The following is a 25,698-nucleotide window of genomic DNA, read 5'->3' on the forward strand; positions in this document are numbered from 1 at the left end:
ACTTTTTTATCGTACGACGTAGAAAGAAGTTGCAGGCTTGTTACCAAAAGGTATAATGCATCAATATCAAGATGAACAATAGATTATCTTGCTGTTTGCTAAAGGAATTAGCGATTAAATGTGCTTTGAACAGCGACGCTGTTCAGGCATGTGACTGTAGTACTCAAATGGAATTGAGGTTGTATTATGTTAAGAAAATTTTCTACTTACCGTCCACGTCAGGTGGCGCGTTTCGTTAAAGTCCTGTTCAAAGGCCAATTTGCTATTGAAGGTGTTGGAGAGTTTCGCTTCGACCAAGGCAAGGTGCTACTTCCTGAAGTTTCAGACAAACAAAAGCTCACTATTTTTAAAGAAGTTAACGGCACCATTGCAGCGTTGCCGGTGTAACTGAGCTTTATCGATTTGTCTTGCACCGAATAGATTAACAATGAAAAGGGCTTCCTGATGGAAGCCCTTTTTTAATGCGTGTCGTTCACGATGGTATGTCGAACGGCACTTTATTGTGGAGGGAAGCACACACCTGTTCCACCCAACCCGCAATACCCATTCGGATTTTTAGCTAGGTATTGCTGGTGGTAGGTTTCTGCGAAAAAATATTTTCCAGCAGGCAGAACTTCCGTCGTGATCTCGTTGCCTAAAGATTCAGTCATTGCTCGTTGATATTCACGTTTAGAGTGCTCAGCGATAGATTGTTGTTCTTCACTGAAGGTGTAAATCGCAGAACGGTACTGAGTCCCTAAATCGTTGCCTTGGCGCATCCCTTGAGTTGGGTCATGACGCTCCCAAAAGGTTTCAAGTATTCGAGCTAGAGAGGTTTGTTCACTATCAAATATGACACGAACGACCTCGGTATGGCCGGTTTGCCCAGTACATACTTGTTCATAAGTGGGATTAACTGTGTATCCGCCAGCGTAACCAACGGATGTTGAAATAACGCCATCCAATTGCCAAAACAAACGCTCAGCTCCCCAGAAGCACCCCATACCAAACAGGACTTCTTGTTGAGAGCCCGTGGGTGCATCGAGCAGGTCGGTTTGATTGACGAAATGGCGCTCAGTGATTCGAATTGGGTCAGTATTTCCCGGTAGTGCGGTTGCTGCAGAAACCAGTTGTTGTTTGTTTAGCATGTTATATTCCTTTTCGCATACGTTTACCGCGCTGGCTTTTATTTAACGTGGGTTCATATTAACTGTTGGTCAATATTGAATAAGTCTTTAAATTAGACCGTGTTATTCCAGGATTTATTACAGACTCAATGCCTATTTAGCGGTATTATTTCTTTTCACTTATTAACGTATTGATAACTTCTTCACCAATTAAACATGATAAGAAAAACTTTACCAGTTCTGATTGGCACTCTATTGTCATCGACGCTCGCTTTCGCTGACGTTTCCCTTGAAATCAAAGGGCTAGATGGAGCGCTTGAGGATAATGTTGATGCTTATCTGAGTGCGATCCCTGAAGAAGAGTATTCGGTTTCACTAAGATTCCAATCCCGCTTGGAATCTATGATTAAAGAAGCCCTGAATGCGTTAGGCTACTACCACCCTAAAATCACATTTACTCACTCCGAAGATGATACCGAAATGACCGTTACGGTTGAGCCGGGAGAGCCTGTTGTTATTTATACTTCAGATATCGTTCTAACTGGTGAAGCCAAGGATGACCCAGACTTTTTAGCCTTGATAGCGAAGAGTAGCTTGTCTAAAGGTTCGACTCTGAATCATGGTAATTATGACTCTTTGAAATCGTCGATCCGCAACCTTGGCTTAGCGAAAGGCTACTTCGATGGTGCTTATGATCTTAGTAAGCTAGAAGTCGCTCCTGAATTGAACCGCGCTTATGTTCGTCTTCATTATAACAGTGGTATCCGCTATCACTTTGGTACTACTCAGGTTACTGGTAGCCAGATAGAAGAAGATAAGGTGCAGTCACTTAAACCATTTGAGGATGGCGAACCTTACTCAATCACCAAAGTCGGTGAGTACAACCAAAACCTGTCCAATACGGATTGGTTCTCCTCGGTATTTGTTGAACCAGATTTAAGCCAGTTAGGCGAAGGCCGAGAGATCCCGATGAAGGTTAGCCTTGCTCCGCAAGCTCGTAACCAAATCGAAACGGGTATCGGTGTATCCACCGACCTTGGCGTAAAAGGCACTCTGAAGTGGAAAAAACCTTGGGTTAATGAACAAGGCCATAGCTTCAATAGCAGCCTGTCGATTTCTAAACCTGAACAGACGATTACCGCTACCTATAAAATACCTCTGGATGACGTGCTGAACGACTACTATCAAGTTAAGTACGGTATGAAAAACTTGGATAATCGTGATACCAAGAGTTTGGAGTCAAACTTAGCGCTAGAAAGATATTGGCGACTGGATAACGGTTGGCAACGCACGGTCTTCATTCGATACTTGGTCGAAAACTATGAGCAAGGTTTGCAGGATGATTTAGCGCAATTTGTGCTGCCGGGTATCTCTTTCTCACGCACTCGAACGCGAGGCGGTTCGATGCCGATGTGGGGCGATAAACAAACCATTATGGTTGAAGCGGGTGATGATACCTTGTTATCTGAAACTAAGGTTGTTCGTTTTCAAGGTCAAACCGCTTGGATTCGAAGCATTGGCGACAATCACCGAGGCTTAACTCGACTTCAATTTGGCGGCAACTTTGCCGACGAGTTTGATAAGCTATCTCCCTCCCTAAGATTCTTTGCTGGTGGTGACAATAGCATTCGTGGTTATGGTTATGAGTCGATCTCTCCTCGAGATGAAAGTGGCGCACTAACTGGTGCCAAATTCATTGCAACCAGCTCGTTTGAATACCAATACCGCTTGGTTGGAAACTGGTGGGGCGCAGCATTCTACGACATTGGTGATGCCTTCAATGATAAACCTGAATGGAAACATGGTACCGGCGTCGGGGTTCGTTGGGCGTCGCCCGTCGGCCCTGTGAGCTTAGATTTTGCTTGGGGTCTAGATGCAGCAAAAGGTGATGAGTTCCAGTTACACTTTAGTTTAGGGCCAGAATTATGATCAAAGTGATGGGCAAGTGCATCAAGTGGACGTCGATCTCATTGACGTCTATTTTGCTGTTGTTGATAGCCTTGCTAGGTTTTGTTTTGTTCACCAATCCAGGGTTGAACACTGTGTTGTGGGGCGCTGAAAAAGCGTTGCCACAGCTTAAAGTGGAAAGCACTAAAGGGGCTCTGTTCCCGAGTTTTACGCTTAATAATGTTCAGTTTAAAGATGACAGCCTGCATATCGACACCAAAGTTCAAAAGCTGAACTTGGCGATTAATCCTCGCTGTCTGCTCGACCCTAAGTTGTGTGTCGATCGTTTAGCGATTCAAGGATTGGACTTCGCATTTACTGAACTGCCTCCGGCCTCTACAGAAGAAACAGAACCTACTCCGCCCGTAACATCGGTAAAAACACCGTTGCCAATCGTAATCAACCGTATCGCTTTGTCTGATATCAAGTTGAATATCTTAGGGCATGAAATTGAATGGAGCCTGTTCTCTACGGCTTTGAGTATGCAGGGAGAAACGCTGACGGTATCGCCAACCTTATTCAATGATCTGAAGGTTAAGCTTGCTGAGTCGACAGAAGAACCGCAAACAGAAACAGTAGAGCCAGAATCAACCGCTAAAACTGCGATCGAGCTGCCTGAAGTCTGGATTCCTTTACAGGTTGTACTGGAGCGTTTTGACCTCAACCGTTTCACCTTAGAACAAGAAACCCCAATTGTGGTGAACCATCTTGGGCTAGAAGCTCGAGCAGGTAAACATACGGTAGATGTTTCTACTCTAGAGCTCGATATGCCACAAGCAAGCGCTAACCTTGCGGCTAAGGTTGAGCTTAAAGGTGGCTATCCGTTAGATCTTTCTTTAGATGCTTTGGTGAAAGAAACCGACCTCGCTGGTCAGAAGCTATCGCTGAAAGCACAAGGTAGCGTGGCCAAATTAAGCCTAGAGTCTCAGTTTTCTGAATTGATTGAGGCAAAACTGTCTGGGGATATTCAACCCTTAGAGCCAACTCTGCCATTTAACCTTCTTTTGGAGGGAGGTAAAGCGCAATGGCCTCTTACTGGTAAAAGTGACTACCAAGCTGCAATTGAGAAATTCAAAGCCGATGGCTCATTAGATGGTTTTAATGTGCAGCTCAAAGGCGAAGCGGATGGTAAGGAAATTCCGGCCTTAACAATAGACCTGCAAGGCAAAGGCACCACGGAACAAATTGAACTTGAACGTTTGAAACTGAATACCTTGGGTGGAGAACTAAATGGTGTGGTCAAAGCGAACTGGAAGAGTCTCGTTAACTGGCAAGCTGACGTGACACTTAAAGACATTCAGCCGGGCCTGCAATGGCCAGAAGCCGAGGGTAACATTAGCGGAAGCATCGTCACCTCGGGTGAGTTGACGGAAGCGGGCGGCTGGGCGATTGAATTGCCTAAACTGGATATTGAAGGGATCTTACGAGAATATCCTCTCGATATCGAAGGTCAGTTGTCAGCGTCGGATCGCAGCGCGAACGGTGAACCAAAGCTGAAAACCAGCGGTTTGAGTTTGGCTCATGGTGTTAACTCGATTAAGGCACAGGGGCAACTTGATAAGCAGTGGGACATGGGCGTTGAGATCTTCTTCCCTGAGCTTGCAAAAAGTAGTTCTGAGCTGAAAGGTAGAGTGATCGGTAGCATCCAACTTAGTGGCCCAACGAAAGAGCCTGAAGTCGATCTTGCTTTAAATGTTGATAAGGTCGATTGGAATAACGAAGCAACACTAGAATCCTTGTCGCTTAATGGCTCTTTGGTTCCTCTGCCATTACCTGAAGCCCAAGCCGATCTTGTACTCAAAGCTAAGAACTTAACCTATCAAGATCAAAACGTGGAAAGTATTGATCTCACGGTGAGTGGTGGTGAGAAGAAACACACAGTGACACTTGATGTGATATCCGACATCGTGTCGACAAGTTTGGCCATCTCTGGAGAGTTGATTCAAAAGCCTTCTATTATTTGGGATGGGTCGTTAGACCGCGTCAAAATAACCACTCAGCAAGGTCCTTGGGTATTAGATCAACCTGTCGCGATAAAGGCGGATGTCGATAAACAGTTTGCCGATGTTCAAGCGCACTGTTGGAAGCAATCTGGTTCGAGTGTGTGTTTGGATGAAGACGTTCGTGTCGGTAAATCGGGTGAGGCCAAGGTGGCCATCAATCAATTCGATTTCGAGCAGATTAAAGCCTTTGTGCCTAAAGAGACGCAATTGCAGGGCTTAGTCAATGCGACCGCTCATGCTAAGTGGTCTGAACAAGGTGAACCTGAGGTTACGGTAAGTGTTGATATGCCGAAAGGTCAGGTTGTTCAACAAGTTGGTGAGCTAATTACACTGGGTTGGGAAAGTATTGCATTGAATGCCCAGCTGAAAGATAACAAATTGGATGCCGATTTTAAGCTGGATGTTTCCGACAATGGTGACCTGTCTGGTACGGTGTCGTTACCGGATATTCTTGCCGAAGACAAAATGGTCGATGCGGCAATTAAGCTGACCACGTTCCATCTTGATTTCTTACAACCAATTCTAGGTGAATACAGCTTATTGAAAGCCGACCTTGAGAGTGATCTTCAAGTTAAAGGCTCTCTGATGCACCCTCAAGTCTTTGGTCAATTCTCTGTTGATGGTATTCAAGTCAAAGGCGATGTTACGCCTGTTGATGTGAAAGATGGCCGCATCGACCTCGACTTTGATGGTTATAGTGCAAAACTGGATGCGAATGTCGAAACACCTGATGGTCACCTTGATATTGAGGGAACCGGAGATTGGCAAGATCTTAAAGCATGGCATTCGAACGTTAGAGTTTTCGCTGATGAGTTGATGGTTGATATCCCACCGATGGTTAAGGTGAAGGTCGTACCTGATATGACTATTGATGTCACACCAGATCTGGCGAAAATCACCGGTGATATTGCATTACCATGGGGACGAATTGTTGTTGAAGATTTACCACCGTCAGCGGTTGGCGTCTCTTCTGATCAGGTTATTTTGAATAAAGATCTAGAGCCAGAAAACGAAGATACGATTCCATTCAATGTGATGACGAATATTAATATCTCCATTGGTGATGACTTTAAACTGTCTGCCTTCGGTCTTGAAGGTGATTTGGTCGGTAAGCTCAACGTGGCTCAAAAAGACCAAGGTCCATTTATTACAGGTGAAGTGAACATCGTCGATGGTACTTATCAATCATTCGGGCAAGACCTCTTGATCGAAGAGGGTAAGATCCTAATGAATGGACCACCGGATCAGCCATACGTAGCCATCAACGCGATTCGTAATCCTGATAATACTCAGGATGACGTGACCGCTGGTATTCGAGTGACTGGCCCTGCGACAGAGCCTACCATCGAGATTTATTCTGACCCAGCGATGCCACAAGCGAACGCACTGTCTTATATTTTGCGTGGCCAAGATATCGACGGTGAGTCGAGCGGTTCGATGACAACGACTTTAATCGGTTTGAGTTTAGCGAAGAGTGGTAAGGTTGTTGGTGAAATCGGTGAAGCCTTTGGTGTAAAGGACTTGCAACTGGATACTGCAGGCTCTGGCGATGACTCTCAAGTGACGGTAAGTGGTTACATCCTGCCTGGCTTACAGGTGAAGTATGGTGTGGGTATCTTTAACTCGTTAGGTGAGTTTACCGTTCGTTATAGATTGATGCAGGATCTCTATGTTGAAGCTGTTTCTGGCCTAGACAGTGCTGTGGATCTTCTCTATCAATTTGAGTTCGAGTAGAGCCGTATGGGAGGGCATATGCAGCATCTTGTTTTTGTCTATGGAACCTTGAGGCAAGGTCAGTCCAATCACCATTATTTGCAGGGCTGCGATTTATTAGGGCAGTTTGATACACCTAAGGAATACGCACTTTTTGATTTAGGTGCCTATCCGGCGATGATTTTGGGAAAGAAAAGTGTCGCTGGTGAGGTCTATATCATTAACGACGAAATTTTAGAGTCGCTCGATCGGCTAGAAGATGTTCCTGTTGAGTATCGTCGCGAGCAAATAGAGACTATATTTGGATTAGCATGGGTATATTTGTATCAGCTTGATCTAACAGCTAATAAAGAAATACTTTCGGGTAACTGGTGTCAGCGGAACAATGATTCCTAACTAGTTAATCACCTTACGAGACAACAAAAAGCCAGCACTGAGGTGCTGGCTTTTTAATAGCGTTAGTTTGAGAATGAAATGAGAGGGTTACTCAGGGTTCAGCTCAAGAAACTCTTCTACTTTACGTACCATTTTTGTTGAACCAACGAAGAAAGGCACACGTTGGTGTAGCTCAGTTGGTTTGATATCCATGATACGCTGTGCACCGTCTGATGCAATACCGCCAGCTTGCTCCATAAGGAAAGCAATAGGGTTGCATTCATAAAGCAAACGCAATTTACCTTGAGGGTGGCTCTCTGTACTTGGGTATAAGTAGATGCCGCCTTTTAGCAAGTTACGGTGGAAATCAGACACAAGAGAACCAATGTAACGTGACGTGTAAGGGCGGTTATCGCTTGGCTCGCTTTCCTGACAGTATTTGATGTACTTCTTAACACCGGTTGGGAAGCGGATGTAGTTACCTTCGTTGATCGAGTAGATCTTGCCTTCGTCTGGAATCATCATGTTTTCATGAGATAGACAGAAAGTACCCAGAGATGGATCGTAGGTGAAACCATTTACGCCAGCACCAGTTGTGTAAACCAGCATGGTTGAAGAACCGTAAATTACGTAGCCGGCAGCTACCTGTTTGTGACCTGGTTGCAGGAAGTCTTCTTGAGTCGGTGGTGTTCCGATTGGAGAGACACGGCGGTAGATAGAGAAAATCGTACCAACCGATACATTTACATCGATATTTGATGAACCATCAAGTGGGTCCATCAACACGACGTATTTTGCGTTTTTGTTGAGCTCTTTATTGAAGGCAACCGCTTCGTCTTCTTCTTCACTTGCAACACCACAAACTTGGTCACGAGCTTCTAGAGCCGCTTTAAATTTGTCGTTCGCGTAAAGGTCTAGCTTTTGTTGCTCTTCACCTTGCACGTTGTCTGTACCAACAGCGCCAGTGATGTCGACTAGGCCAGCCTTGTTGATCTCACGGTTAACAATTTTTGCAGCAAGTCGAATAGACGACAAAAGGGATGATAGATCACCGCTTGCATGGGGGAAGTCACTCTGTTTCTCAACAATGAACTCACCAAGGGTGCGCATCTCAGACATGTTATTTCCTTAAACTTCTCTCAATATTAGGGGGGATTTGAGCACTGTAGATTCGGCCTCTTGAGTGGGCTTTATTCATCTAGACGCTTACCTAAATTCTAAAGGTTAGATCTTTTTAATGGTAATGAACTAAGCGACACAGATCTCACTTACTATGTCGACTCAATTTGTTTTGCATTGCCGCTCGCTTTTAATCGCCATTTAATGATAATGAGTGCAAGCCGTTTTAATTAGGCATTGTTTATTTAGCCAAGCGTTTGGAAGCAATTTATGCATATTCATATCTTAGGAATTTGTGGCACCTTCATGGGTGGTGCTGCGGTATTGGCTCGTCAATTAGGTCACAAGGTTACGGGTAGTGACGCGAATGTTTACCCACCAATGAGCACCTTGTTGGAGTCGCAAGGGATTGAAATTATTGAAGGGTTCGACCCAAGCCAACTAGAGCCTAGGCCTGACCTGGTGGTTATCGGTAATGCGATGAGCCGTGGTAACCCATGTGTTGAGTATGTCTTGGATAACAACCTTAGATACACCTCTGGTCCACAATGGCTGCAAGAGTTCTTATTGCATGACCGCTGGGTTCTTGCGGTGTCCGGTACTCACGGTAAAACCACAACTTCCAGTATGTTGGCTTGGATCTTGGAAGACTGTGGCTATGCACCGGGCTTCTTAGTTGGCGGAGTGTTGGGTAACTTTGGTATCTCTGCTCGCCTTGGTGAAAGCATGTTCTTCGTGGTAGAAGCCGACGAATACGACAGTGCTTTTTTCGATAAACGATCTAAGTTCGTTCATTACCACCCAAGAACCTTAGTGATGAATAACCTAGAGTTCGATCATGCGGACATCTTTGACGATCTTGAAGCGATTAAGCGACAATTTCATCATTTGGTGCGTACTGTGCCAAGCAATGGTCGCATTTTCTCACCTAAGCAAGACAGCGCTATTGAAGATGTTCTAGCTCGCGGTTGCTGGAGTGAAACTGAATCGAGTGGCGAGCAAGGCGACTGGGATGCCAAGAAACTGGTCAAAGATGGCTCTCAATTTGAGGTTTACTTCCAAAATGAATGTGTTGGAACCGTAAATTGGGATTTAGTGGGCGACCACAACGTAAATAATGCTTTGATGGCGATTGCAGCTGCACGTCATGTGGGCGTGACACCTGACCTTGCTTGTGAATCACTAGCTACCTTTATTAATACTAAGCGCCGTTTGGAGTTTAAAGGCGAGGTGGCAGGTGTGTCTGTTTATGATGATTTTGCTCATCACCCAACGGCGATTGAACTTACGCTCGGCGGCTTACGTAATAAGGTCGACTCGAAAAAAATCATTGCCGTTTTAGAGCCTCGTTCCGCCACCATGAAACGTGGTGTGCATAAAGAAACCTTGGCTGATTCGCTTAAACAAGCGGATTCTACCTACTTATTCCAACCGGATAACATTGATTGGTCAGTTCAAGATGTTGCAGACGCTTGTCACCAACCGGCACACGTGAGTGATGACATGGATGCATTCGTTGCTAAAATTGTCTCAGAGGCACAAGCTGGCGACCAAATTTTGGTAATGAGTAATGGTGGCTTTGGTGGCATTCATCAAAAACTGTTGGATGGATTGGCACTCAAAGGCTAACGGCATCCACGACCTTATAATTTGAAGTAATTGAGAACATGACAAAACACGATAAAGCGATAACCCTTGCTTTCACTGGCGCATCCGGTGCGCCTTATGGCCTGCGTTTACTTGAATGCCTTTTGGCAGCCGATTATCAGGTCTACTTGCTGATTTCATCGGCAGCGCGAGTGGTATTGGCGACCGAGCATGAACTTAAGTTACCTGCTGGGCCAGATGCGGCGAAACAAGCTTTGGTTAAACATCTTGGCTGCGACCCTGAAAAGCTGGTGGTGTGTGGCAAAGATGATTGGTTCTCGCCGGTTGCCTCTGGTTCAGCAGCACCTAAACAGATGGTCGTTTGTCCATGTTCAGCGGGAAGCTTGGCTTCGATTGCTCATGGTCTATCAGATAACCTGATTGAGCGAGCAGCAGACGTAGTCATGAAAGAGCGAGGCCAATTGTTGTTGGTGGTTCGCGAGACGCCATTTTCGACGCTTCATCTCGAGAACATGCACAAACTTTCGACCATGGGCGTAACGATCATGCCTGCAGCTCCGGGTTTTTATCATCAACCCAAGTCAATTGAAGATCTGGTCGACTTTATGGTGGCGCGTATTCTAGATCACCTTGGTATCGAACAAGGTTTAGTGCCACGTTGGGGTTACGATCAACGTAATTGATCCAAACTTGATAGCTTATTGTTAAAAATCAAATTACAATTCTGAACACTCATCGGGGAGCGAACCATTCAAATAATGAATGCTAGCTGAGATCAAGCAGGTGCTTGGGACCCGTAAACCTGAACCAGATAATGCTGGCGTAGGAATTGAGTTAGGAACAACCTCTACCGTTCTCCTCCCTCAAACCTGTGCCGCTCAGACCATGGAGAGCGTCCAGTGAAATTCACATTAACTACCCTTGCTGTTACTACAGCTATTTCTTTTTCTGCCTTTGCTGCAGACAACACTTTGACTATATACACCTATGACTCTTTTGCTGCGGATTGGGGCCCTCGTCCTGCCGTTGAAAAAGCATTCGAAGAGAAGTGTGGTTGTGATGTGAATTTTGTCGTTCTAGAAGATGGCGTGTCTATTCTGAACCGTTTACGTCTTGAGGGCGGCAACAGCAAAGCCGATATCTTACTAGGTCTCGACAACAACCTGATGGCTGAAGCGAAAGCGGCGGGCTTATTGGCTGAGCATAATGTTGATACGTCATCGGTAACGCTTCCCAATGGTTGGAACGACAGCACTTTTGTACCCTATGACTTTGGCTACTTTGCTTTTGTTTACAATAAAGAGAAACTGGAAAACCCGCCGAAGAGCTTGAAAGAACTGGTTGAGCAGCGTGATGATCTTAAGGTCATCTACCAAGATCCACGTACATCAACACCAGGCCAAGGCATGATGCTTTGGATGAAATCAGTATACGGTGATGAAGCGACAGCAGCATGGAAGAAGCTTGCTCAGAAAACAGTGACTGTAACCAAAGGCTGGTCTGAAGCTTACTCTATGTTCCTAGAAGGCGAGTCGGATTTAGTGTTGTCTTATACAACGTCTCCGGCTTACCACATTATTGCTGAAAGCGATTCTAAGTATGCAGCAGCAAGCTTCGAAGAAGGGCATTACACTCAAGTGGAAGTGGCCGCTAAGGTTAAAGGCAGCAAGAACGAAAAGCTTGCTGATGAGTTTATGGCGTTTATCCTAAGTGATGAATTCCAATCGGCGATGCCAACAGGCAACTGGATGTACCCAGTGACCGATATTGAGCTTCCAAAAGGGTTCGAGCAACTTACGGTTCCTCAGAAAGCGCTAAGCTTTACGCCCGAAGAAATTGCAGCTAAGCGTAAGCCATGGATTCGTGAATGGCAGAGTGCACTTACTTTTTAATTTGCTTTTAAAAAATTAGCTTTCTAACTTTCTGTATTTAAAGGTTTGTTCGATGTTAACTGAGCGAACCATTTACGGTAAAAAATCAATCTATGATAAAGAAAACACCTAAGGTTGGGATTTGGGTAGCGATACTCATTACCGCCTTCGTGGTTTCAGCAGTTGGGGCATTGCTTAGCAATGCCCCTTCTCTTGATATCAGCCAAGTATGGTCCGATCCCTACTATTGGCATGTAACGAAATTCAGTTTTTATCAGGCGGCACTCTCAACGGTGCTGAGTGTTGGCTTTGCTATACCTATTGCTCATGCGCTGTGTCGTAGACAATTTTTTGGACGCGCTTTGTTGTTAAGGCTGTTCGCGTCGACCTTAGTCCTGCCAGTGTTAGTGGGTGTATTTGGCTTACTTGCGATCTATGGCAATAGTGGTTGGTTAGCTAAGTTTTTGGCGAACTTCGATATTGAATTGCCATTTTCCATATACGGATTGAATGGTATTTTGCTGGCGCACGTTTTCTTCAACTTGCCTTATGCCAGTCGCTTACTTCTGCAAGCGTTAGATACCGTGCCTGCCGAGCAACACAAGCTTTGTGCTCACTTGGGTATGAGTCATTGGAACAAATTCAGATGGGTTGAATGGCCTCGCTTAAGACAGCAATTACCACATGTGTGTGGCTTAGTCTTCATGTTGTGTTTTACCAGCTTTGCTACCGTGATGGCGCTAGGCGGTGGACCTAAATCAACCACTATCGAGCTCGCTATTTATCAGGCGATTAAATTCGACTTTGACCTTCAAGCTGGTGCCTTGCTCGCGATATGGCAAATGCTGCTGTGTGGTGTGCTAGCGGTGAGCATTCAACGCCTATCGAAGCCTATTTCAGTGACGGCCAGTCAGCTGTCGGAAGAGAAATATTTGGTTAAGGACAGCTGGTGGTCAAAAGCTTGGGATAGCTTTTGGATCATCATAGTCTCAATGCTGGTATTGCCGCCATTAGCTATGGTTATCGTCAGTGGAATTAACTCGCAGGCATTAACCGTACTCAGCAGCGAGCCGTTTTGGGCGGCGTTAATGACCTCGGTTAAAGTCGCGTCATTAGCAAGTGTTATCGCAGTTGGTATTGGTATCGCCATACTACTGACTAGCCGAGCATGGCGTTTACAGAACAAGAATTTTCGAGCCGATAAAATCGAGCTGATTGGCACTATTATCTTGGTGACTCCGGGGCTGGTGATCAGTACGGGTATCTTCTTATTACTGCGTTCATTCACCGATGTATTCAGTTTAGCTTTCTTTATCGTGATTGCCGTCAACAGCTTAATGGCGCTGCCTTACGTAATTAAAACCCTAGCTCAACCTATGCTGCATTTGTCTCAGCAGTACCAGTATGTGTGTGCAAGCTTGGGTATGACAGGTTTCACGCGTTTTAGGTTAGTGGAGTGGCGAGCATTGCGTAAGCCGATGGCGCAAGCCTTCTCGATTAGCTTTATGTTGGCGATGGGTGATTTAAGCGCGATTGCTTTGTTTGGTAGCCAAGATTTTAGAACTCTGCCTTTGTACCTATTCCAATTGTTAGGCAGCTATCAAATGGAAGCGGCGGCGGTAGTTTCTGTGAGCTTACTGTTATTGAGTGTCGGCAGCTTTAGCTTAATAGAATTCTTATTTACTCGAAGATCTAAGCTCGATGCTAAAGAATTAAGGAACCGATGATGTTAGTGATGAAAGATGTGGATTACCACTATCACAGAGAGTTGTTTAGCTTTGATTTTCAAGCTGAGCAGGGCGATATTGTTGCGCTTATGGGGCCGAGTGGTGCGGGTAAGTCTACACTGTTGGCGCTAGTTGCTGGTTTCATCGAGCCTACATCGGGTGAGATATCAGTGGCTGGGCAGTCGCTTATTGGTAAAGAAGCACATCAGCGTCCGTTGGCGATGTTGTTTCAAGAGCACAACCTGTTTGCTCACCTTACGGTGCGAGAAAATATTGGTTTAGGTCTGCATCCAGGTTTAAAGCTTACTGCAACCCAAAAGCAAGCTGTGGAGCAAGCCGCAGCGCAAGTTGGCGTCGCTGAGTATTTGGATAGGTTACCTGAGCACTTATCCGGCGGTCAACGCCAGCGTGTTGCGTTAGCGCGTTGTTTTGTCCAACCTCATGATATTTGGCTGCTTGATGAACCTTTCTCTGCGCTTGATCCTTTGCTGCGTGAAGAGATGCTTAGCTTAGTGAAGCGATTAGCGGCAGAGCGAAATATTACGGTCTTGATGGTGACTCACCATTTAGGTGACGCACGCAGTATCGCGAATAAGTTTGTGTTTGTGGCGCTAGGTAAGGTGTTGGTTGAAGACTCGATAGAGGCACTGACGGCGGATCATCCACAGACAGAATTAAGCTCATTTGTTAAAGCGGGTGAGTGACGATTCATCACTCTTGTTTAATCTCTCTGATATTGAGTACGTAGAAAACAAAAAGACCTAGCATGCGCTAGGTCTTTTATTGTCTTACAGAATAAAGCGACAAAGATTAGTCTTCTAGCTTTAGCTCTTTTAAGATTTGGAAGATTTCACGAGAAGCCTTTGCTGGCTTGTTCGCTGATTTCTCTTTGTTAGCTTGGCGAGCTAGCTGACGAAGACGCTGACGGTCTGCTTCAGGGTACATGTCCATGACTTCTGAAATGGCAGCATCGCCTTCAGCAACAACGCGATCACGCAGTTGCTCAAGCTTGTGCAGTTCAGCGGTTGCTTGCGAGTGCTTGTTACGTACTTTATCCAAAGCCGCTTGAATTGGCTCAGGATCAACATTGCGCATTACTTTACCAATGTATTGAAGTTGACGGCGCTTCGCTTCATTTTTAAAGCGTTGTGCATCTTTAATCGCTTGTGCCAAATCTTCAGACAGAGGAAACTTGTCTAATACAGAAGGCTTCAGGGAAACAAGTTCTTCCCCCAGTTTTTGTAGCGCTTCCATGTCGGTTTTCATTTCTGTCTTACTTACCCAGATGATTTCTTCTTCTGGTTCCCATGGGGCTTTTTGGTTTTTGCGAGCCATCTTTTCTGCCTATGTCACTATCTCAAACGAATATATTGCCTATTTTAGCAAGAATCTTGGGGAGAAAGCGAAATTCTTGTTATCCTACGTAATATTGACCTAAAAAATTAGAATAGATATGGATGTAAAACAGCAAGTCGCCCAGCAAAGAGTTGAGCTAGAAGCCGCAGTAGCTAAAGCGTTGGATATGGCATCAGTGAGTGCAGACGCAGCTGAGGTCGCTATTACTAAGTCAACGGGTTTAAGTGTTTCAACACGTATGTGTGAAGTGGAAAACGTTGAATTTAATAGTGATGGTGCGCTAGGTATTACTGTTTATCGCGGCCAGAAAAAAGGCAGCGCATCTACATCTGATCTGAGTGAAAAGGCGATTGCTCAAACCGTCGCGGCCGCACTTGATATCGCTCAGTACACTTCTGAAGACCCATTTGCCGGTCCTGCGGCAAAAGAATACATGGTAAAAGAAATTCCAGATTTGGATCTTTTTCACCCTGATGAACCAAACCCTGACTATGCCGCTGAGATTGCGATTGCTGCTGAGAAGCAAGCGTTAGCTTATAGCGATAAGATCAAACAGAGTGATGGCGCAAGCTACGACAGCCACTATGGCGTTAAGGTTTACGGTAACAGTCATGGCTTACTAGCCAGCTACGCTTCAAGCCGTCATAGCACGAGCTGCTGCGTGATTGGGCAAGGCGCTAATGGTGAAATGGAACGTGACTACAGCTACACCGTTGCACGTCACCGTGACGAACTGTGGACGCCTGAGCGTGTAGGTCAGGAAGCTGCAGAAAAGACGATTAGCCGTTTGGATGCGAAAAAGCTACCAACAGGCCAATACCCAATTATGTTCGCTAACGATGTTGCGACAGGTCTTATCGGTCACCTTGTGATGGCGATCAGTGGCGGCAACCTTTACCGTAAGTCATCTTTCTTATTGGATCATTTAGGTCAGAAAATCCTACCTGATTGGTTCAATATCTCTGAGCGTCCTCACATCCTACGTGGTTTGGCTTCAAGCCCATTTGATAGCGAAGGTGTGTTCACTCAAGATCGTGAAATCATCACTGACGGTGTGCTAGCAACTTACCTACTAACGAGCTATGCCGCACGTAAGATGGATATGACGCCAACCGGTCATGCTGGTGGTATTCATAACTGGTTCGTTAAATCGACCGGTCAAAACTTTGAGCAGATGCTAAAAGAGTTGGGTACTGGCTTCCTAGTCACTGAAGTGATGGGCCAAGGCGTAAACACCGTAACGGGTGATTATTCACGTGGCGCTGCGGGTTTCTGGGTTGAAAACGGAGAGATCCAATACCCAGTATCAGAAGTAACAATCGCAGGTAACCTAAAAGACATGTTTACTCAGATTGTTGCGGTTGGTAATGACGTAGAAACACGTTCGCAAATTCAAACGGGTTCTATCTTGCTTGAGTCAATGAAAGTCGCAGGCGAGTAATTCAATTAACACTAATTGATTGAATTAAAAAAGGGAGCCAATGGCTCCCTTTTTGTTTTCTGTATGTCGCCAAAAATTGGCTAGCTGCTTCTGCTAACTAGATCAGTATGGTCGCTAAGCCTAAGAACACCGATAGGCCGATAACATCAGTGACTGTTGTGAGTGCCATACCGCCAGCAAGGGCTGGATCGATATTCATCTTCTTCAACATCACTGGGATGGTTACACCAGCAATACCTGCGACAATCAAGTTGGTCATCATCGCCGCTGAGATGATGCCTCCCAGTATCCAGTTACCTTTCCAAGCCACCACGATACCACCAATGATAACGGCCCATAGAACGCCGTTTAGGAAGCCGATGGCCGCCTCTTTGAGTAGTAGTTCGCGTTTGTTACTGTCACCGATATGACCGAGTGCCAAACCACGAATCACCAGAGCAACGGTTTGGTTACCCGCAACACCCCCCATCGAAGGCACGATAGTCATCAGAACCGCAATCGCTGCCATTTGATCGAGCGTTGCTTCAAACATGTTTGATACAGATGCTGCCGCCAGTGCTGCGAGTACGTTAGCACCAAGCCACACACTACGACGACGAGCAGATTTTACGACCGGTGCGAAGGTATCTTCGTCATCGTCCATACCCGCCATACTCATCATTGAGTGTTCGGCATCTTCACGGATAACATCAACCACGTCATCGATGGTGATACGACCAACAAGGTGCTGGTTACTATCGATGACAGGCGCAGAAACCCAGTTACGACGTTCAAACAGGCTCGCGATATCTGACGCACTGGTTTCTACCGCGATCGCTTCGTCGGCATCATCCATCACTTCTGAAACAGGGACATCAGGTTGAGTCGTTACTAGCGTGGTAAGTGATAGGTTACCGATAAGACGTTCTTCTTCATCAATAACATACAGAGCATCAGTTGCATCCGGCAGTTCGCCACGCATACGCATGTAGCGCAATACAACGTCAACATCGACATCACCACGAATCGTGATTACGTCGGTGTTCATGATCGCACCCGCTGAATCTTCAGGGTACGACAGGGCAGTTTCAACTAATGCACGATCGACGGAGTCCATTTGAGAAAGGACTTCGCGAGAAACATCGTCGGGTAGGCTTCGAAGTACGTACGCGACGTCATCGGTTTCCATACCTTCGGTTGCTTCTGCCAAGGTCTCAGGTGCCATTTTCGACACAAGAGCATCTTTGACGTCTTCGTTTAGTTCATCAAGAATTTCACCGTAGTCTTCAGGATCGGTGAGTTGCCAGAGTACGTCACGACTTTTGCGAGGGGAGGCTTCTAAAAGGTGTGCAATATCCTCAGGTTCCATGTCCTGAAGTTGTCGGCGTACGTGAACAAATCGGCCGTTTTCTAGGGCTTCGCTGACTTCTTGGAGGGTTTGGTGAGCTTGGTCGAATTCTAATTGCTCTGCCATATTTTCCTCCTATCTCATTATTCTTACAATGCTTGGAATAGTAACTTAATTCTAGGGCTTATTTAAATCATAAACTTAGGTAGAACTAAGATTTAATATAGGTTGGTTCACCGTTTGAGTTTGCGGTGTTGTGAGTAAAGCGTCTTAGCTACTCACCCTCATCAAATTTATCTTCGATAAGGTGGCAAACGGCATCAAGTGCTTGTTGTGAATCAGTACCCGAAGCTTGAATCGTGATGTGTTGGCCTTGGGCTGACTCCAGCATCAATAGTCCCATTACGCTGTCTGCGGTGGCACTTTTATCTTCTTCACTATGAATTGTGATAGTGGCATCAAAGCTTTGTGCAAGCTCAACCAACTTTACGGCCGCTCTAGCGTGAAGACCCAAACGGTTTTGGATCAGTACAGTTCGAGTTAATTCCATGGTTAGCCCTGTTGGTGCGTCTCTAAAGAGGCATGTCTGATTTGAACTTGATGACCAAGTTGTTCGAAGTACTCACCAATTTTCTGGGTTAGATAGACCGAGCGGTGTTTGCCGCCAGTACAGCCAATCGCGACCGTTAGGTAACTGCGATTGTTCTTCTCTAACATTGGTAACCACTGTTCAACAAAGCCTTGGATCTGTTGCTTGAGTTCCAGAACTTCTGAGTGTTCTTCTAGAAAGGAGTGAATTGGTGCATCTAGCCCGGTTAGTGGTCGTAGTGCAGGTTCCCAGTGAGGGTTCGGCAAAAAGCGAACATCAAACACGTAGTCGGCATCACTTGGCAAGCCATACTTAAAACCGAAAGATTGAAAGACGATGATCAGCTCTTGCTTCTCTTTGCCTTCAACTTTAAATCGAACCTTTTCACTCAATTCGTAGAGGTTGCAGTCACTGCTGTCGATCACAATGCTGGCGTGCTCTGCGAGAGGTGTCAGAAGTGTCTTCTCTAAATCAATCGCTTGCTCAAGAGAGAGCTTTTCTTGGCCAATTGATAAAGGGTGGATTCTGCGGGTTTCGCTGTAGCGCTTAAGGAGTGTCTGCTTGCTGGCATCGAGGAACAATACATCAACATCGATGTTTGTAGCTGACTCGAGTTGCTCGAGCGTGTCGGTGACTAACTGAGGCTCTTTCGGTAGGTTACGTATATCAATACTTACCGCAACGTTTTGGTTGCTTTCGCGTACCGATTCGACAAAGTTGTTGAGCAGGTTTACTGGTAGATTATCGACACAGTAATACCCCAAGTCTTCTAGGACTCGTAACGCAACACTTTTACCGGCCCCTGATTGGCCACTAACCACGATTAATCGCATGTTATTGCTCGCAAGTTGGCACTTGAATCATGATGTCGTAAAGCTCTTGATCGCTCTGAGCATTACGCAGCTGTTTAAGAGTCTGCTTGTCGTTTAGTCGTTCTGCCATACAAGAAAGGGTTTTTAGATGCTCTTTGCATTGTTCGCTAGGAACAAGCAGGGCAAATAGTAGGTCGACAGGACGATTATCAATCGCATCAAATTCGATAGGATCTTGGCATTGCAGTAATACAGCTATCGCTTTATCACTGACATTCATACGAGCATGGGGAATCGCGATACCATTACCAATACCGGTACTGCCCATCTTCTCACGGCTCAACATACACTCAAATAGCTCTGTTGAATCTTGACCGCAGCTCTCAGCTGCTATCTGGCTGATGAGCTCAAGGGCTCTTTTTTTGCTTGTGCATTGGACTGCACTTTTGGTGCAGTCCAATGAAAGTACTTCGCTTAATTGCATGTTAGTGACTACTTAGCTTTTCTTTGTGCTTGTTGAGTTGGCGGACGAGTTTATCAACCAATGAATCAATCGCGGCATACATGCTTTCATCTGTTGCTGTCGCATGGATTTCCCCCTGATTTATATGCAGGGTAGCTTCTGCGATTTGATTGATTTTCTCAACTTTTAAAACAACCTGAACGCTATTGATATGATCAAAGAAGCGCTCAAGTTTGTCGAATTTGGTGTGAACATAGTCTTGCATTGAATCGGTAAGATCAACGTGATGGCCTTGAATATTGATTTGCATAGACTTTCCTTTTCAGTTGGTTGCCTGATCATAGTTGCTAAGTAACTAGCGACTAAATGAGCTTATAGCAGGCGTTTACGCTGACTCGATGGGGCAATGCCCAGAGACTCACGGTATTTCGCTATGGTACGTCTAGCTACCTGAATTCCTTGGTCAGCCAGTAAAGCAGCAATCTTACTATCACTTAGAGGCTTCGCGGTATTTTCCGCTGCGACAAGCTTCTTGATGAGTGCGCGAATTGCTGTAGATGAACATTCACCGCCATTGTCAGTGCTGACATGGCTTGAGAAAAAGTATTTGAGCTCGAAGATGCCACGTGGCGTATGCATGAATTTTTGAGTCGTCACACGAGAGATCGTGGATTCGTGCATATCAACAGCTAACGCAACATCATTAAGAACCATTGGCTTCATCGCTTCTTCGCCATGTTCGAAGAAATCACGCTGATGTTCAACAATGCATCGCGCAACTTTGAGTAGCGTCTCATTTCGGCTCTCTAGGCTTTTAATTAACCACTTTGCTTCTTGCAAATTTGAGCGGATGTATTGATTGTCGGCGCTGTTGCCTTTACTGCCCAGATCAGCGTACTGCTGATTCACTTTCAACTTAGGCACGCTATCAGGGTTAATGGTCACTAACCATTTGCCAAGGTCTTTGAAGACAGATACATCTGGAACCACATACTCAGTTTCATCCGGAGTAATCTTACTGCCAGGACGAGGGTCCAGCTGTTGAATCAGTTGCAAAACTTCACGTAGTTCTGCTTCTTTCAACTTGGTCTCTTTGATAACCAGTTTGTAATCGCGATTGCCGAGTTGGTCGATATGGCTAGTAAGTACTAACTTAGCTTCGTTAAGCCAAGGCGTATCTTGGGGAAAGGTTGCCAGTTGCAGTAACAAGCAATCTTGCAGGTTGACTGAACCGACACCTAGCGGATCAAACTGCTGAATTCGTTTACGTACCGCTTCAATTTCATCAAGCTCGATCTCTTCATTGTCGAAGTTTTCAAGGATGTCTTCACAAGTTACAGTGAGGTAGCCGTAGTCGTCGATGGCATCGATTAATGCAAAAGCGATGCTTCGGTCGGTGTCAGTGAATGGCGTTAAGTCGAGTTGCCAAAGTAGGTAATCGTGCAGGCTTTGAGTGGTTTCGCCTTGATAAACCGGCATGTCGTCATCAATCGCAATACCCGTGTTACCGGTGTTCGCGCTGTAGACGTCTTCCCAAGTTGTGTCGATTTCTAGTTCGTTGCCAATCTCTGATTTTTCGATTAAGTCTGAGCTATCAGGTAAGTCTTGCTCTGTGGCTTCAACAGTTTCTTTTTCGTCACTGCTAGGTTTTTCTTCCGATGTTGGCGTATCTTCATTGCCTTCTTCGACATCGAGTAGTGGGTTAGATTCAAGTGCTTCTTGAATCTCTTGCTGCAAATCTAAAGTAGACAATTGCAACAAACGAATCGCTTGCTGCAATTGAGGAGTCATTGCTAACTGTTGGCCTAGCTTAAGTTGTAATGAGGGTTTCATTCAGTGTGACTTACCTAGTTATTATTCTTAGAACTCTCGATACTCTCTATATAATCATAGACGGAATTGTTCGCCTAGATAAACTTGTTTAACTTGTTCGTTATTGAGAACATCTTCAGGAGTACCCTCAGCGATCAGGTGTCCTTGGCTTACGATGTAAGCTTTTTCACACACGTCTAATGTTTCACGAACGTTGTGGTCGGTAATCAAAACGCCCAAGCCGCGATCACGCAGGTGAACAATGATTTTTTTGATATCGATTACTGAGATCGGGTCAACACCGGCGAATGGTTCATCCAATAGAATGAACTGCGGGTTTGCTGCTAGTGCACGAGCAATCTCTACACGACGACGCTCACCACCCGACAGAGCCATACCATTGCTGGTGCGGATATGTTGGATGTGGAACTCTTCTAGCAGGTCTTCCAGCTTATCTTGGCGTTGTTCGTTGGTCATTTCATCACGGGTTTGTAAAACCGCCATGATGTTGTTCTCTACGGACAACTTACGGAAAATCGATGCTTCTTGAGGCAGGTAACCGATACCAAGACGAGAGCGGCTGTGCATTGGTAAGATACTGATGTCTCGGTCATCAATGCTGATGGTACCTTCATCACGCGCCACCAAACCAACAATCATATAGAAAGATGTGGTTTTACCTGCACCGTTAGGCCCAAGCAGACCGACGATCTGGCCTGACTCTACCTGTAAGCTTACATCGGTAACAACCTTACGTTTACTGTAGGTTTTCGCTAGGTTTTTTGCTTTAAGAACAGCCATCGTTACTTATTCACTTCCGTTGGTTGTAAAACCGTTGACACTCGTTTGTTTTCACCACTGTCAGCGACTAATTTCTGAGAACCGATCTGGTAAGTGATCTTAGAACCGCGAATGATGCTGCCATCTTGAGATAACATCGCATTCTTAGTCATGATCAGTCGGTCGGCAACAAGCTGGTAGTGCAGGTCGTCAGCTTCACCGTAGAGTGTCTTACCGTCGTCAGTAAGCTGAGAGAAGGTTGCTGGCTTACCGAAGCCTTGAATTTCTTCAATCTCACCGTTTACGGCGTTACGAGTAACAATAACCTTATCGGCATTGATATTGATGCTGCCTTGTTTAAGGTTCACATCACCAAGGAAAGTCACTTGGTTACTTTTCATATCCAATTGCTGGCTGTCTGAGTCAATGTAGACAGGTTGCTCACTATCCGAAGACAGAGCATAGACATTAGGTGCCGCAAGGGTCAAAGCGAATAAACTAAGGTGTAAGAGTTTCATATCTACCTTGAACAGAATTAAAGAGGATTGCATTGTTGGTACCGAAGTTACCTTTCATTGCTTGTCCCTCAGTTTCAAAAAATGTACCGATCATATGGACCGGAGTCTCTGAATAAAAATCTCGGCTAGGCAGCTCAACAACCATTTTATCTGTGGTCATTGTATCGAAGCTGGCTTCTGGCAACAGGTTCTTTGCCACGACGTTGTCATAAAACGTGACAACTTGATTCTCATCCATAATCGCGCGATCAGCGGTGACTTGCCATTCAATCGTGTGCCCTTCACGGAATACCGAAAGAACTGGGTTTTGAAAGTGCGTATCGCCAACTACTGAGTAGTGTTCTAAATACGTCGATTCAACCTGATAGCTGCGAATACCGCTTTCGTCGTAGCTAATGTTGTTCAGGCTTTTGCCACTAAACGCGGGCAGCTCCAAATTTGGAGCCACTTGTATCGTTGATGTTTGCTCTTTGTCGTACAAGTAATAGGTCGACCAAGAGGCAATAAATATGAGTATTAAATAGATAATACGAGTAAAACTCATATGCTTAAACCTTTATGCACGTCGAGTTCATTTCTTGCTTGTAAAATAAGGTCACAGACTTCACGTACCGCGCCATGACCACCGTTAATGGTTGTCACGTAGTTTGCACGCTTTGCAAGTAGCGGGTGCCCATCTGCCACACAGACCTTCAAGCCAACTTTTTCCATTACAGGCCAGTCAATCAGATCGTCTCCGATGTAACCTGTATTTTCAGGGTTTACAGAAAGCTTATCGCAAATATCTTGGTATGCCTTAACTTTATCGTCTTGACCTTGATAAATCAGCTTAATGCCTAGAGCGGTCATACGATTCTCAACAATTTGAGATTTGCGACCCGTGATGATCGCGATTTCAATGCCTGCGTTCATCAGTGATTTGATACCGTAACCGTCACGAGTGTGGAAGGTTTTCAGCTCTTCACCGTTGTTGCCCATGTAGATGCGACCATCAGAGAAGACACCATCGACATCGCAAATCAGCAGTTTGATCTCTTTTGCAATTGCAAATACATCTGAATTAACAGTGCCGTATAGAGTTTCGACTGTCTGTGTCATTACATTACTCCTGCTTTCAGTAAGTCATGCATGTTTAACGCTCCGACTAATTTACCTTCTTGGCATAACATCAGGCCATTGATGCTCTTCGCTTGCATCAAGTTTAAGCCCTCAACCGCGAGCATGTTTGGCTCGGCTACCGTCGGGTTTAGCGTCATCACATCACCGATCTGCGTGTTATGGATATCAACGCGTTTGTCTAAGATACGGCGTAAATCACCATCGGTAAAAATACCGGCCATTTGGCCATCTTCACCAACGATTGCTGTCATGCCTAAGCCTTTCTGAGATATCTCTAGTAGAGCGTCTCTTACTAGTGCGTCGGGTGCTACAACAGGAAGTGAATCGCCTGTGTGCATGATGTCGTCGAGCTTCAACAGCAGCTGACGACCTAAAGCGCCACCAGGATGAGACAGGGCAAAGTCTTGAGCGGTGAAGCCTCGAGCTTGTAAAAGTGCGACGGCTAATGCATCACCCATTACTAAGGTAGCTGTTGTGCTGGTTGTTGGTGCTAAGCCCAGCGGACAAGCTTCTTCCGGTACTGAAATTTGTAAATGGATATCAGACAGGGTTGCCATGTTTGATGCTGGCTTGCCTGTCATGCTGATGATCTTGATGCTCAGACGCTTTAACACAGGAAATAGGCTGAGGATTTCTCCCGATTCGCCGGAGTTGGATATTGCAATCACAATATCACCAGGTTCGATCATGCCTAAGTCGCCATGCGCCGCTTCACCTGGGTGAACAAAGAAAGCCGATGTCCCGGTACTTGCCAATGTTGCTGCGATTTTGTTGCCAATGTGGCCTGATTTACCCATGCCCATCACAACGACTTTGCCTTTGTTGTTCAGGATAAGGTCGCAAGCTTTACAAAAATCATCATTAAAATATTGGTCTAATTGAGTGAGACCTGCAACTTCGGTTTCCAAAACTTGTTTTGCAACGCTGCGGTAATCAAATGGCTGAGACATCAAATACTCCAAGTACGGGAAGTTAAATCAACAATTAAGCCGACATGTTCATTAATAGGTAACTTTGGTAGGCCACGAACGTCACAATTAACACGCCGCCTTCAATACGATTCACACTACGAGATTTTCCTAGTGCCATCACAACAAGTAGTAGCGATACGCCTAGCATTACCCAGAAGTCACGACCCATAGCGAACTCGCTCAAGATCGAAGGGTTTAGGATGCCCGGGATACCCATAACAGCAAGGATGTTGAATACGTTTGAACCAATGATATTACCTACAGCCATATCATCTTCACCCTTCATAACGCCGGCTAGTGATGCTGCAAGTTCAGGAAGGCTAGTACCAACAGCAATGATGGTTAAACCAATGACAAGGTCGCTCATGCCGAAGAACTTCGCGATGATCACAGCGTTATCTACCAGCATATCAGCAGCTAAAGGTAGGACGATTAGACCAATCACGACCCACATTGCAGCCTTAGGGTTACTTACGCCTTCAGGGATCTCTGATTCTTGCTCATCAAGGAAAGCATCGCCGTTCTTTTTCTCGCTGCGGCTGATTTGCAACATAGCAAACAAAAACGCGGCAAAAAGAACAAACAACAACACGCCTTCATAGAAGCCTAAATGGTTATCCCACAATAGGGCGCCCGCTAGCAGAGTGACACCGATCATTAATGGTAGTTCACGACGAATCACGCCTGAGCTAATCGATAACGGCTTGATAAGGGCTGTAATACCTAAAATCAGCGCGATGTTGGCGATGTTAGAGCCCAGTACGTTGCCTACAGCTGTATCTGTTTTGCCATCAAGGGCTGCTGTCGCAGAAACCATCATTTCAGGAGCCGAAGACCCCATTGCTAAGATCGTCATACCGATAACTAGTGGTGAAATACCGAAGTTGCGAGCAAGAGCAGCGGCACCGTAAACCAGCTTATCTGCACTCCACACCAAAAAACCTAGACCGATAATAAGAAACGCAATCGCTTCAAGCATGATGATTCCTAAAAAATTAATAAAAACGGAGAATTAACCGCTAATTTTGACCTGTTGCTAGA

General features: G+C 45.5%; 25 protein-coding genes and 1 riboswitch. Of the genes, 10 read left to right on the forward strand and 15 right to left on the reverse strand.

The features are described 5' to 3' along the window. Nucleotides 1–186: 186 nt before the first annotated feature. Nucleotides 187–387: a DUF1107 family protein gene (locus AB4517_RS19035; RefSeq protein WP_017058898.1), complete on the forward strand. Its 201-nt coding sequence runs from the start codon at nucleotides 187–189 to the stop codon at nucleotides 385–387. Between the two features lie 110 nt (nucleotides 388–497). Here the strand turns inward: AB4517_RS19035 and msrA are convergent, their stop codons facing one another. Next, nucleotides 498–1,127, reverse strand: coding sequence for a peptide-methionine (S)-S-oxide reductase MsrA (gene msrA / locus AB4517_RS19040; protein WP_372149211.1), 630 nt, complete (start codon nucleotides 1,125–1,127; stop codon nucleotides 498–500). A gap of 195 nt (nucleotides 1,128–1,322) precedes the next feature. On the opposite strand from msrA, the gene AB4517_RS19045 reads away from it, so the two are divergent. Genes AB4517_RS19045 through AB4517_RS19055 form a run of 3 tightly spaced genes read left to right on the forward strand, consistent with a single transcriptional unit; the run spans nucleotide 1,323 to nucleotide 7,165 of the window. Next, nucleotides 1,323–3,035, forward strand: a complete 1,713-nt coding sequence (locus tag AB4517_RS19045; RefSeq protein ID WP_065584316.1) for an autotransporter assembly complex family protein — start codon at nucleotides 1,323–1,325, stop codon at nucleotides 3,033–3,035. Further along, nucleotides 3,032–6,790, forward strand: coding sequence for a translocation/assembly module TamB domain-containing protein (locus AB4517_RS19050; RefSeq protein WP_372149213.1), 3,759 nt, complete (start codon nucleotides 3,032–3,034; stop codon nucleotides 6,788–6,790). Before AB4517_RS19045 ends, AB4517_RS19050 begins: the two co-directional genes overlap by 4 nt. Nucleotides 6,791–6,808: 18 nt before the next feature. After that, nucleotides 6,809–7,165, forward strand: coding sequence for a gamma-glutamylcyclotransferase (locus tag AB4517_RS19055; RefSeq protein WP_017069403.1), 357 nt, complete (start codon nucleotides 6,809–6,811; stop codon nucleotides 7,163–7,165). 87 nt (nucleotides 7,166–7,252) lie between these two features. Here the strand turns inward: AB4517_RS19055 and fbp are convergent, their stop codons facing one another. Continuing rightward, the gene (fbp, locus tag AB4517_RS19060) at nucleotides 7,253–8,263 is read right to left on the reverse strand and encodes a class 1 fructose-bisphosphatase (RefSeq protein ID WP_008220458.1); all 1,011 of its coding nucleotides are present in this window, start codon (nucleotides 8,261–8,263) and stop codon (nucleotides 7,253–7,255) included. 270 nt (nucleotides 8,264–8,533) lie between these two features. On the opposite strand from fbp, the gene mpl reads away from it, so the two are divergent. The 5 genes from mpl (at nucleotide 8,534) to thiQ (ending at nucleotide 14,173) form a co-directional block, all read left to right on the forward strand. Continuing rightward, complete coding sequence (gene mpl / locus AB4517_RS19065) at nucleotides 8,534–9,892, forward strand: UDP-N-acetylmuramate:L-alanyl-gamma-D-glutamyl-meso-diaminopimelate ligase (RefSeq protein WP_017071296.1); 1,359 nt, start codon at nucleotides 8,534–8,536, stop codon at nucleotides 9,890–9,892. Nucleotides 9,893–9,930: 38 nt separating this feature from the next. Beyond that, nucleotides 9,931–10,554 carry a flavin prenyltransferase UbiX gene (locus AB4517_RS19070; protein WP_016787846.1) on the forward strand — a complete coding sequence of 208 codons (624 nt, stop codon included), beginning with the start codon at nucleotides 9,931–9,933 and terminating at the stop codon, nucleotides 10,552–10,554. Nucleotides 10,555–10,597: 43 nt separating this feature from the next. Continuing rightward, nucleotides 10,598–10,717: riboswitch (TPP riboswitch) on the forward strand. A gap of 53 nt (nucleotides 10,718–10,770) precedes the next feature. Continuing rightward, nucleotides 10,771–11,763: a thiamine ABC transporter substrate binding subunit gene (gene thiB, locus AB4517_RS19075; RefSeq protein WP_372149216.1), complete on the forward strand. Its 993-nt coding sequence runs from the start codon at nucleotides 10,771–10,773 to the stop codon at nucleotides 11,761–11,763. A gap of 92 nt (nucleotides 11,764–11,855) precedes the next feature. Next, nucleotides 11,856–13,469, forward strand: a complete 1,614-nt coding sequence (gene thiP / locus AB4517_RS19080; RefSeq protein ID WP_372149219.1) for a thiamine/thiamine pyrophosphate ABC transporter permease ThiP — start codon at nucleotides 11,856–11,858, stop codon at nucleotides 13,467–13,469. Further along, a complete protein-coding gene (gene thiQ / locus AB4517_RS19085) occupies nucleotides 13,469–14,173 on the forward strand; it encodes a thiamine ABC transporter ATP-binding protein (RefSeq protein ID WP_017071293.1) in 705 nt (234 codons plus the stop codon). Before thiP ends, thiQ begins: the two co-directional genes overlap by 1 nt. Nucleotides 14,174–14,279: 106 nt before the next feature. Here thiQ and yjgA read toward each other — a convergent pair whose 3' ends face one another. Further along, a complete protein-coding gene (gene yjgA, locus AB4517_RS19090) occupies nucleotides 14,280–14,804 on the reverse strand; it encodes a ribosome biogenesis factor YjgA (RefSeq protein WP_017069408.1) in 525 nt (174 codons plus the stop codon). A gap of 118 nt (nucleotides 14,805–14,922) precedes the next feature. On the opposite strand from yjgA, the gene pmbA reads away from it, so the two are divergent. Continuing rightward, on the forward strand, nucleotides 14,923–16,266 hold the full coding sequence (gene pmbA, locus AB4517_RS19095; protein ID WP_017058910.1) for a metalloprotease PmbA: 1,344 nt from the start codon (nucleotides 14,923–14,925) through the stop codon (nucleotides 16,264–16,266). Nucleotides 16,267–16,363: 97 nt separating this feature from the next. On the opposite strand, the gene mgtE is transcribed toward pmbA, so the two are convergent. From mgtE to AB4517_RS19155, 12 genes are all read right to left on the reverse strand, one after another. Next, the gene (gene mgtE, locus AB4517_RS19100; protein ID WP_017058911.1) at nucleotides 16,364–17,719 is read right to left on the reverse strand and encodes a magnesium transporter; all 1,356 of its coding nucleotides are present in this window, start codon (nucleotides 17,717–17,719) and stop codon (nucleotides 16,364–16,366) included. A gap of 148 nt (nucleotides 17,720–17,867) precedes the next feature. Then, nucleotides 17,868–18,143, reverse strand: coding sequence for an HPr family phosphocarrier protein (locus AB4517_RS19105; RefSeq protein ID WP_008220439.1), 276 nt, complete (start codon nucleotides 18,141–18,143; stop codon nucleotides 17,868–17,870). A 2-nt stretch (nucleotides 18,144–18,145) separates the two neighbouring features. After that, nucleotides 18,146–19,015 (reverse strand): RNase adapter RapZ, encoded by an 870-nt coding sequence (rapZ, locus tag AB4517_RS19110; protein WP_372135518.1) that lies wholly within the window; start codon nucleotides 19,013–19,015, stop codon nucleotides 18,146–18,148. Nucleotide 19,016: 1 nt separating this feature from the next. Then, nucleotides 19,017–19,478: a PTS IIA-like nitrogen regulatory protein PtsN gene (gene ptsN / locus AB4517_RS19115; RefSeq protein WP_004738707.1), complete on the reverse strand. Its 462-nt coding sequence runs from the start codon at nucleotides 19,476–19,478 to the stop codon at nucleotides 19,017–19,019. 1 nt (nucleotide 19,479) lies between these two features. Beyond that, nucleotides 19,480–19,767 (reverse strand): ribosome hibernation promoting factor, encoded by a 288-nt coding sequence (hpf, locus tag AB4517_RS19120; protein WP_009847742.1) that lies wholly within the window; start codon nucleotides 19,765–19,767, stop codon nucleotides 19,480–19,482. A 62-nt stretch (nucleotides 19,768–19,829) separates the two neighbouring features. After that, nucleotides 19,830–21,290, reverse strand: a complete 1,461-nt coding sequence (locus AB4517_RS19125; RefSeq protein ID WP_017058913.1) for an RNA polymerase factor sigma-54 — start codon at nucleotides 21,288–21,290, stop codon at nucleotides 19,830–19,832. A gap of 54 nt (nucleotides 21,291–21,344) precedes the next feature. Beyond that, complete coding sequence (gene lptB / locus AB4517_RS19130; RefSeq protein WP_004735304.1) at nucleotides 21,345–22,070, reverse strand: LPS export ABC transporter ATP-binding protein; 726 nt, start codon at nucleotides 22,068–22,070, stop codon at nucleotides 21,345–21,347. Nucleotides 22,071–22,072: 2 nt separating this feature from the next. Further along, nucleotides 22,073–22,567, reverse strand: coding sequence for a lipopolysaccharide transport periplasmic protein LptA (gene lptA, locus AB4517_RS19135; RefSeq protein ID WP_017058914.1), 495 nt, complete (start codon nucleotides 22,565–22,567; stop codon nucleotides 22,073–22,075). Beyond that, nucleotides 22,548–23,111, reverse strand: coding sequence for an LPS export ABC transporter periplasmic protein LptC (lptC, locus tag AB4517_RS19140; RefSeq protein WP_017058915.1), 564 nt, complete (start codon nucleotides 23,109–23,111; stop codon nucleotides 22,548–22,550). Before lptC ends, lptA begins: the two co-directional genes overlap by 20 nt. Beyond that, nucleotides 23,108–23,665: a 3-deoxy-manno-octulosonate-8-phosphatase KdsC gene (gene kdsC / locus AB4517_RS19145; RefSeq protein WP_017058916.1), complete on the reverse strand. Its 558-nt coding sequence runs from the start codon at nucleotides 23,663–23,665 to the stop codon at nucleotides 23,108–23,110. The genes lptC and kdsC overlap by 4 nt, the downstream gene beginning before the upstream one ends. Beyond that, complete coding sequence (gene kdsD / locus AB4517_RS19150) at nucleotides 23,665–24,636, reverse strand: arabinose-5-phosphate isomerase KdsD (protein ID WP_017058917.1); 972 nt, start codon at nucleotides 24,634–24,636, stop codon at nucleotides 23,665–23,667. Before kdsD ends, kdsC begins: the two co-directional genes overlap by 1 nt. Nucleotides 24,637–24,670: 34 nt before the next feature. After that, complete coding sequence (locus tag AB4517_RS19155) at nucleotides 24,671–25,636, reverse strand: calcium/sodium antiporter (protein WP_017063737.1); 966 nt, start codon at nucleotides 25,634–25,636, stop codon at nucleotides 24,671–24,673. Nucleotides 25,637–25,698: the final 62 nt, after the last annotated feature.

Origin of the sequence: Vibrio sp. 10N.222.52.C3, from assembly GCF_041474195.1 — a bacterium.
GTDB lineage: Bacteria > Pseudomonadota > Gammaproteobacteria > Enterobacterales > Vibrionaceae > Vibrio > Vibrio crassostreae_C.

Bases quoted from the DNA above. Each gene is read 5' to 3' on its own strand.
- thiP (WP_372149219.1), top strand. From the start codon at position 11,856: ATGATAAAGAAAACACCTAAGGTTGGGATTTGGGTAGCGATACTCATT.
- AB4517_RS19045 (WP_065584316.1), top strand. From the start codon at position 1,323: ATGATAAGAAAAACTTTACCAGTTCTGATTGGCACTCTATTGTCATCG.
- yjgA (WP_017069408.1), bottom strand. From the start codon at position 14,804: ATGGCTCGCAAAAACCAAAAAGCCCCATGGGAACCAGAAGAAGAAATC.
- lptC (WP_017058915.1), bottom strand. From the start codon at position 23,111: ATGAGTTTTACTCGTATTATCTATTTAATACTCATATTTATTGCCTCT.
- AB4517_RS19055 (WP_017069403.1), top strand. From the start codon at position 6,809: ATGCAGCATCTTGTTTTTGTCTATGGAACCTTGAGGCAAGGTCAGTCC.
- kdsD (WP_017058917.1), bottom strand. From the start codon at position 24,636: ATGTCTCAGCCATTTGATTACCGCAGCGTTGCAAAACAAGTTTTGGAA.
- thiQ (WP_017071293.1), top strand. From the start codon at position 13,469: ATGTTAGTGATGAAAGATGTGGATTACCACTATCACAGAGAGTTGTTT.
- rapZ (WP_372135518.1), bottom strand. From the start codon at position 19,015: ATGCGATTAATCGTGGTTAGTGGCCAATCAGGGGCCGGTAAAAGTGTT.
- fbp (WP_008220458.1), bottom strand. From the start codon at position 8,263: ATGTCTGAGATGCGCACCCTTGGTGAGTTCATTGTTGAGAAACAGAGT.
- AB4517_RS19050 (WP_372149213.1), top strand. From the start codon at position 3,032: ATGATCAAAGTGATGGGCAAGTGCATCAAGTGGACGTCGATCTCATTG.
- hpf (WP_009847742.1), bottom strand. From the start codon at position 19,767: ATGCAAATCAATATTCAAGGCCATCACGTTGATCTTACCGATTCAATG.
- lptA (WP_017058914.1), bottom strand. From the start codon at position 22,567: ATGAAACTCTTACACCTTAGTTTATTCGCTTTGACCCTTGCGGCACCT.
- lptB (WP_004735304.1), bottom strand. From the start codon at position 22,070: ATGGCTGTTCTTAAAGCAAAAAACCTAGCGAAAACCTACAGTAAACGT.
- AB4517_RS19035 (WP_017058898.1), top strand. From the start codon at position 187: ATGTTAAGAAAATTTTCTACTTACCGTCCACGTCAGGTGGCGCGTTTC.
- kdsC (WP_017058916.1), bottom strand. From the start codon at position 23,665: ATGACACAGACAGTCGAAACTCTATACGGCACTGTTAATTCAGATGTA.
- AB4517_RS19105 (WP_008220439.1), bottom strand. From the start codon at position 18,143: ATGGAATTAACTCGAACTGTACTGATCCAAAACCGTTTGGGTCTTCAC.
- AB4517_RS19155 (WP_017063737.1), bottom strand. From the start codon at position 25,636: ATGCTTGAAGCGATTGCGTTTCTTATTATCGGTCTAGGTTTTTTGGTG.
- mgtE (WP_017058911.1), bottom strand. From the start codon at position 17,719: ATGGCAGAGCAATTAGAATTCGACCAAGCTCACCAAACCCTCCAAGAA.
- pmbA (WP_017058910.1), top strand. From the start codon at position 14,923: ATGGATGTAAAACAGCAAGTCGCCCAGCAAAGAGTTGAGCTAGAAGCC.
- ptsN (WP_004738707.1), bottom strand. From the start codon at position 19,478: ATGCAATTAAGCGAAGTACTTTCATTGGACTGCACCAAAAGTGCAGTC.
- mpl (WP_017071296.1), top strand. From the start codon at position 8,534: ATGCATATTCATATCTTAGGAATTTGTGGCACCTTCATGGGTGGTGCT.
- AB4517_RS19070 (WP_016787846.1), top strand. From the start codon at position 9,931: ATGACAAAACACGATAAAGCGATAACCCTTGCTTTCACTGGCGCATCC.
- msrA (WP_372149211.1), bottom strand. From the start codon at position 1,127: ATGCTAAACAAACAACAACTGGTTTCTGCAGCAACCGCACTACCGGGA.
- AB4517_RS19125 (WP_017058913.1), bottom strand. From the start codon at position 21,290: ATGAAACCCTCATTACAACTTAAGCTAGGCCAACAGTTAGCAATGACT.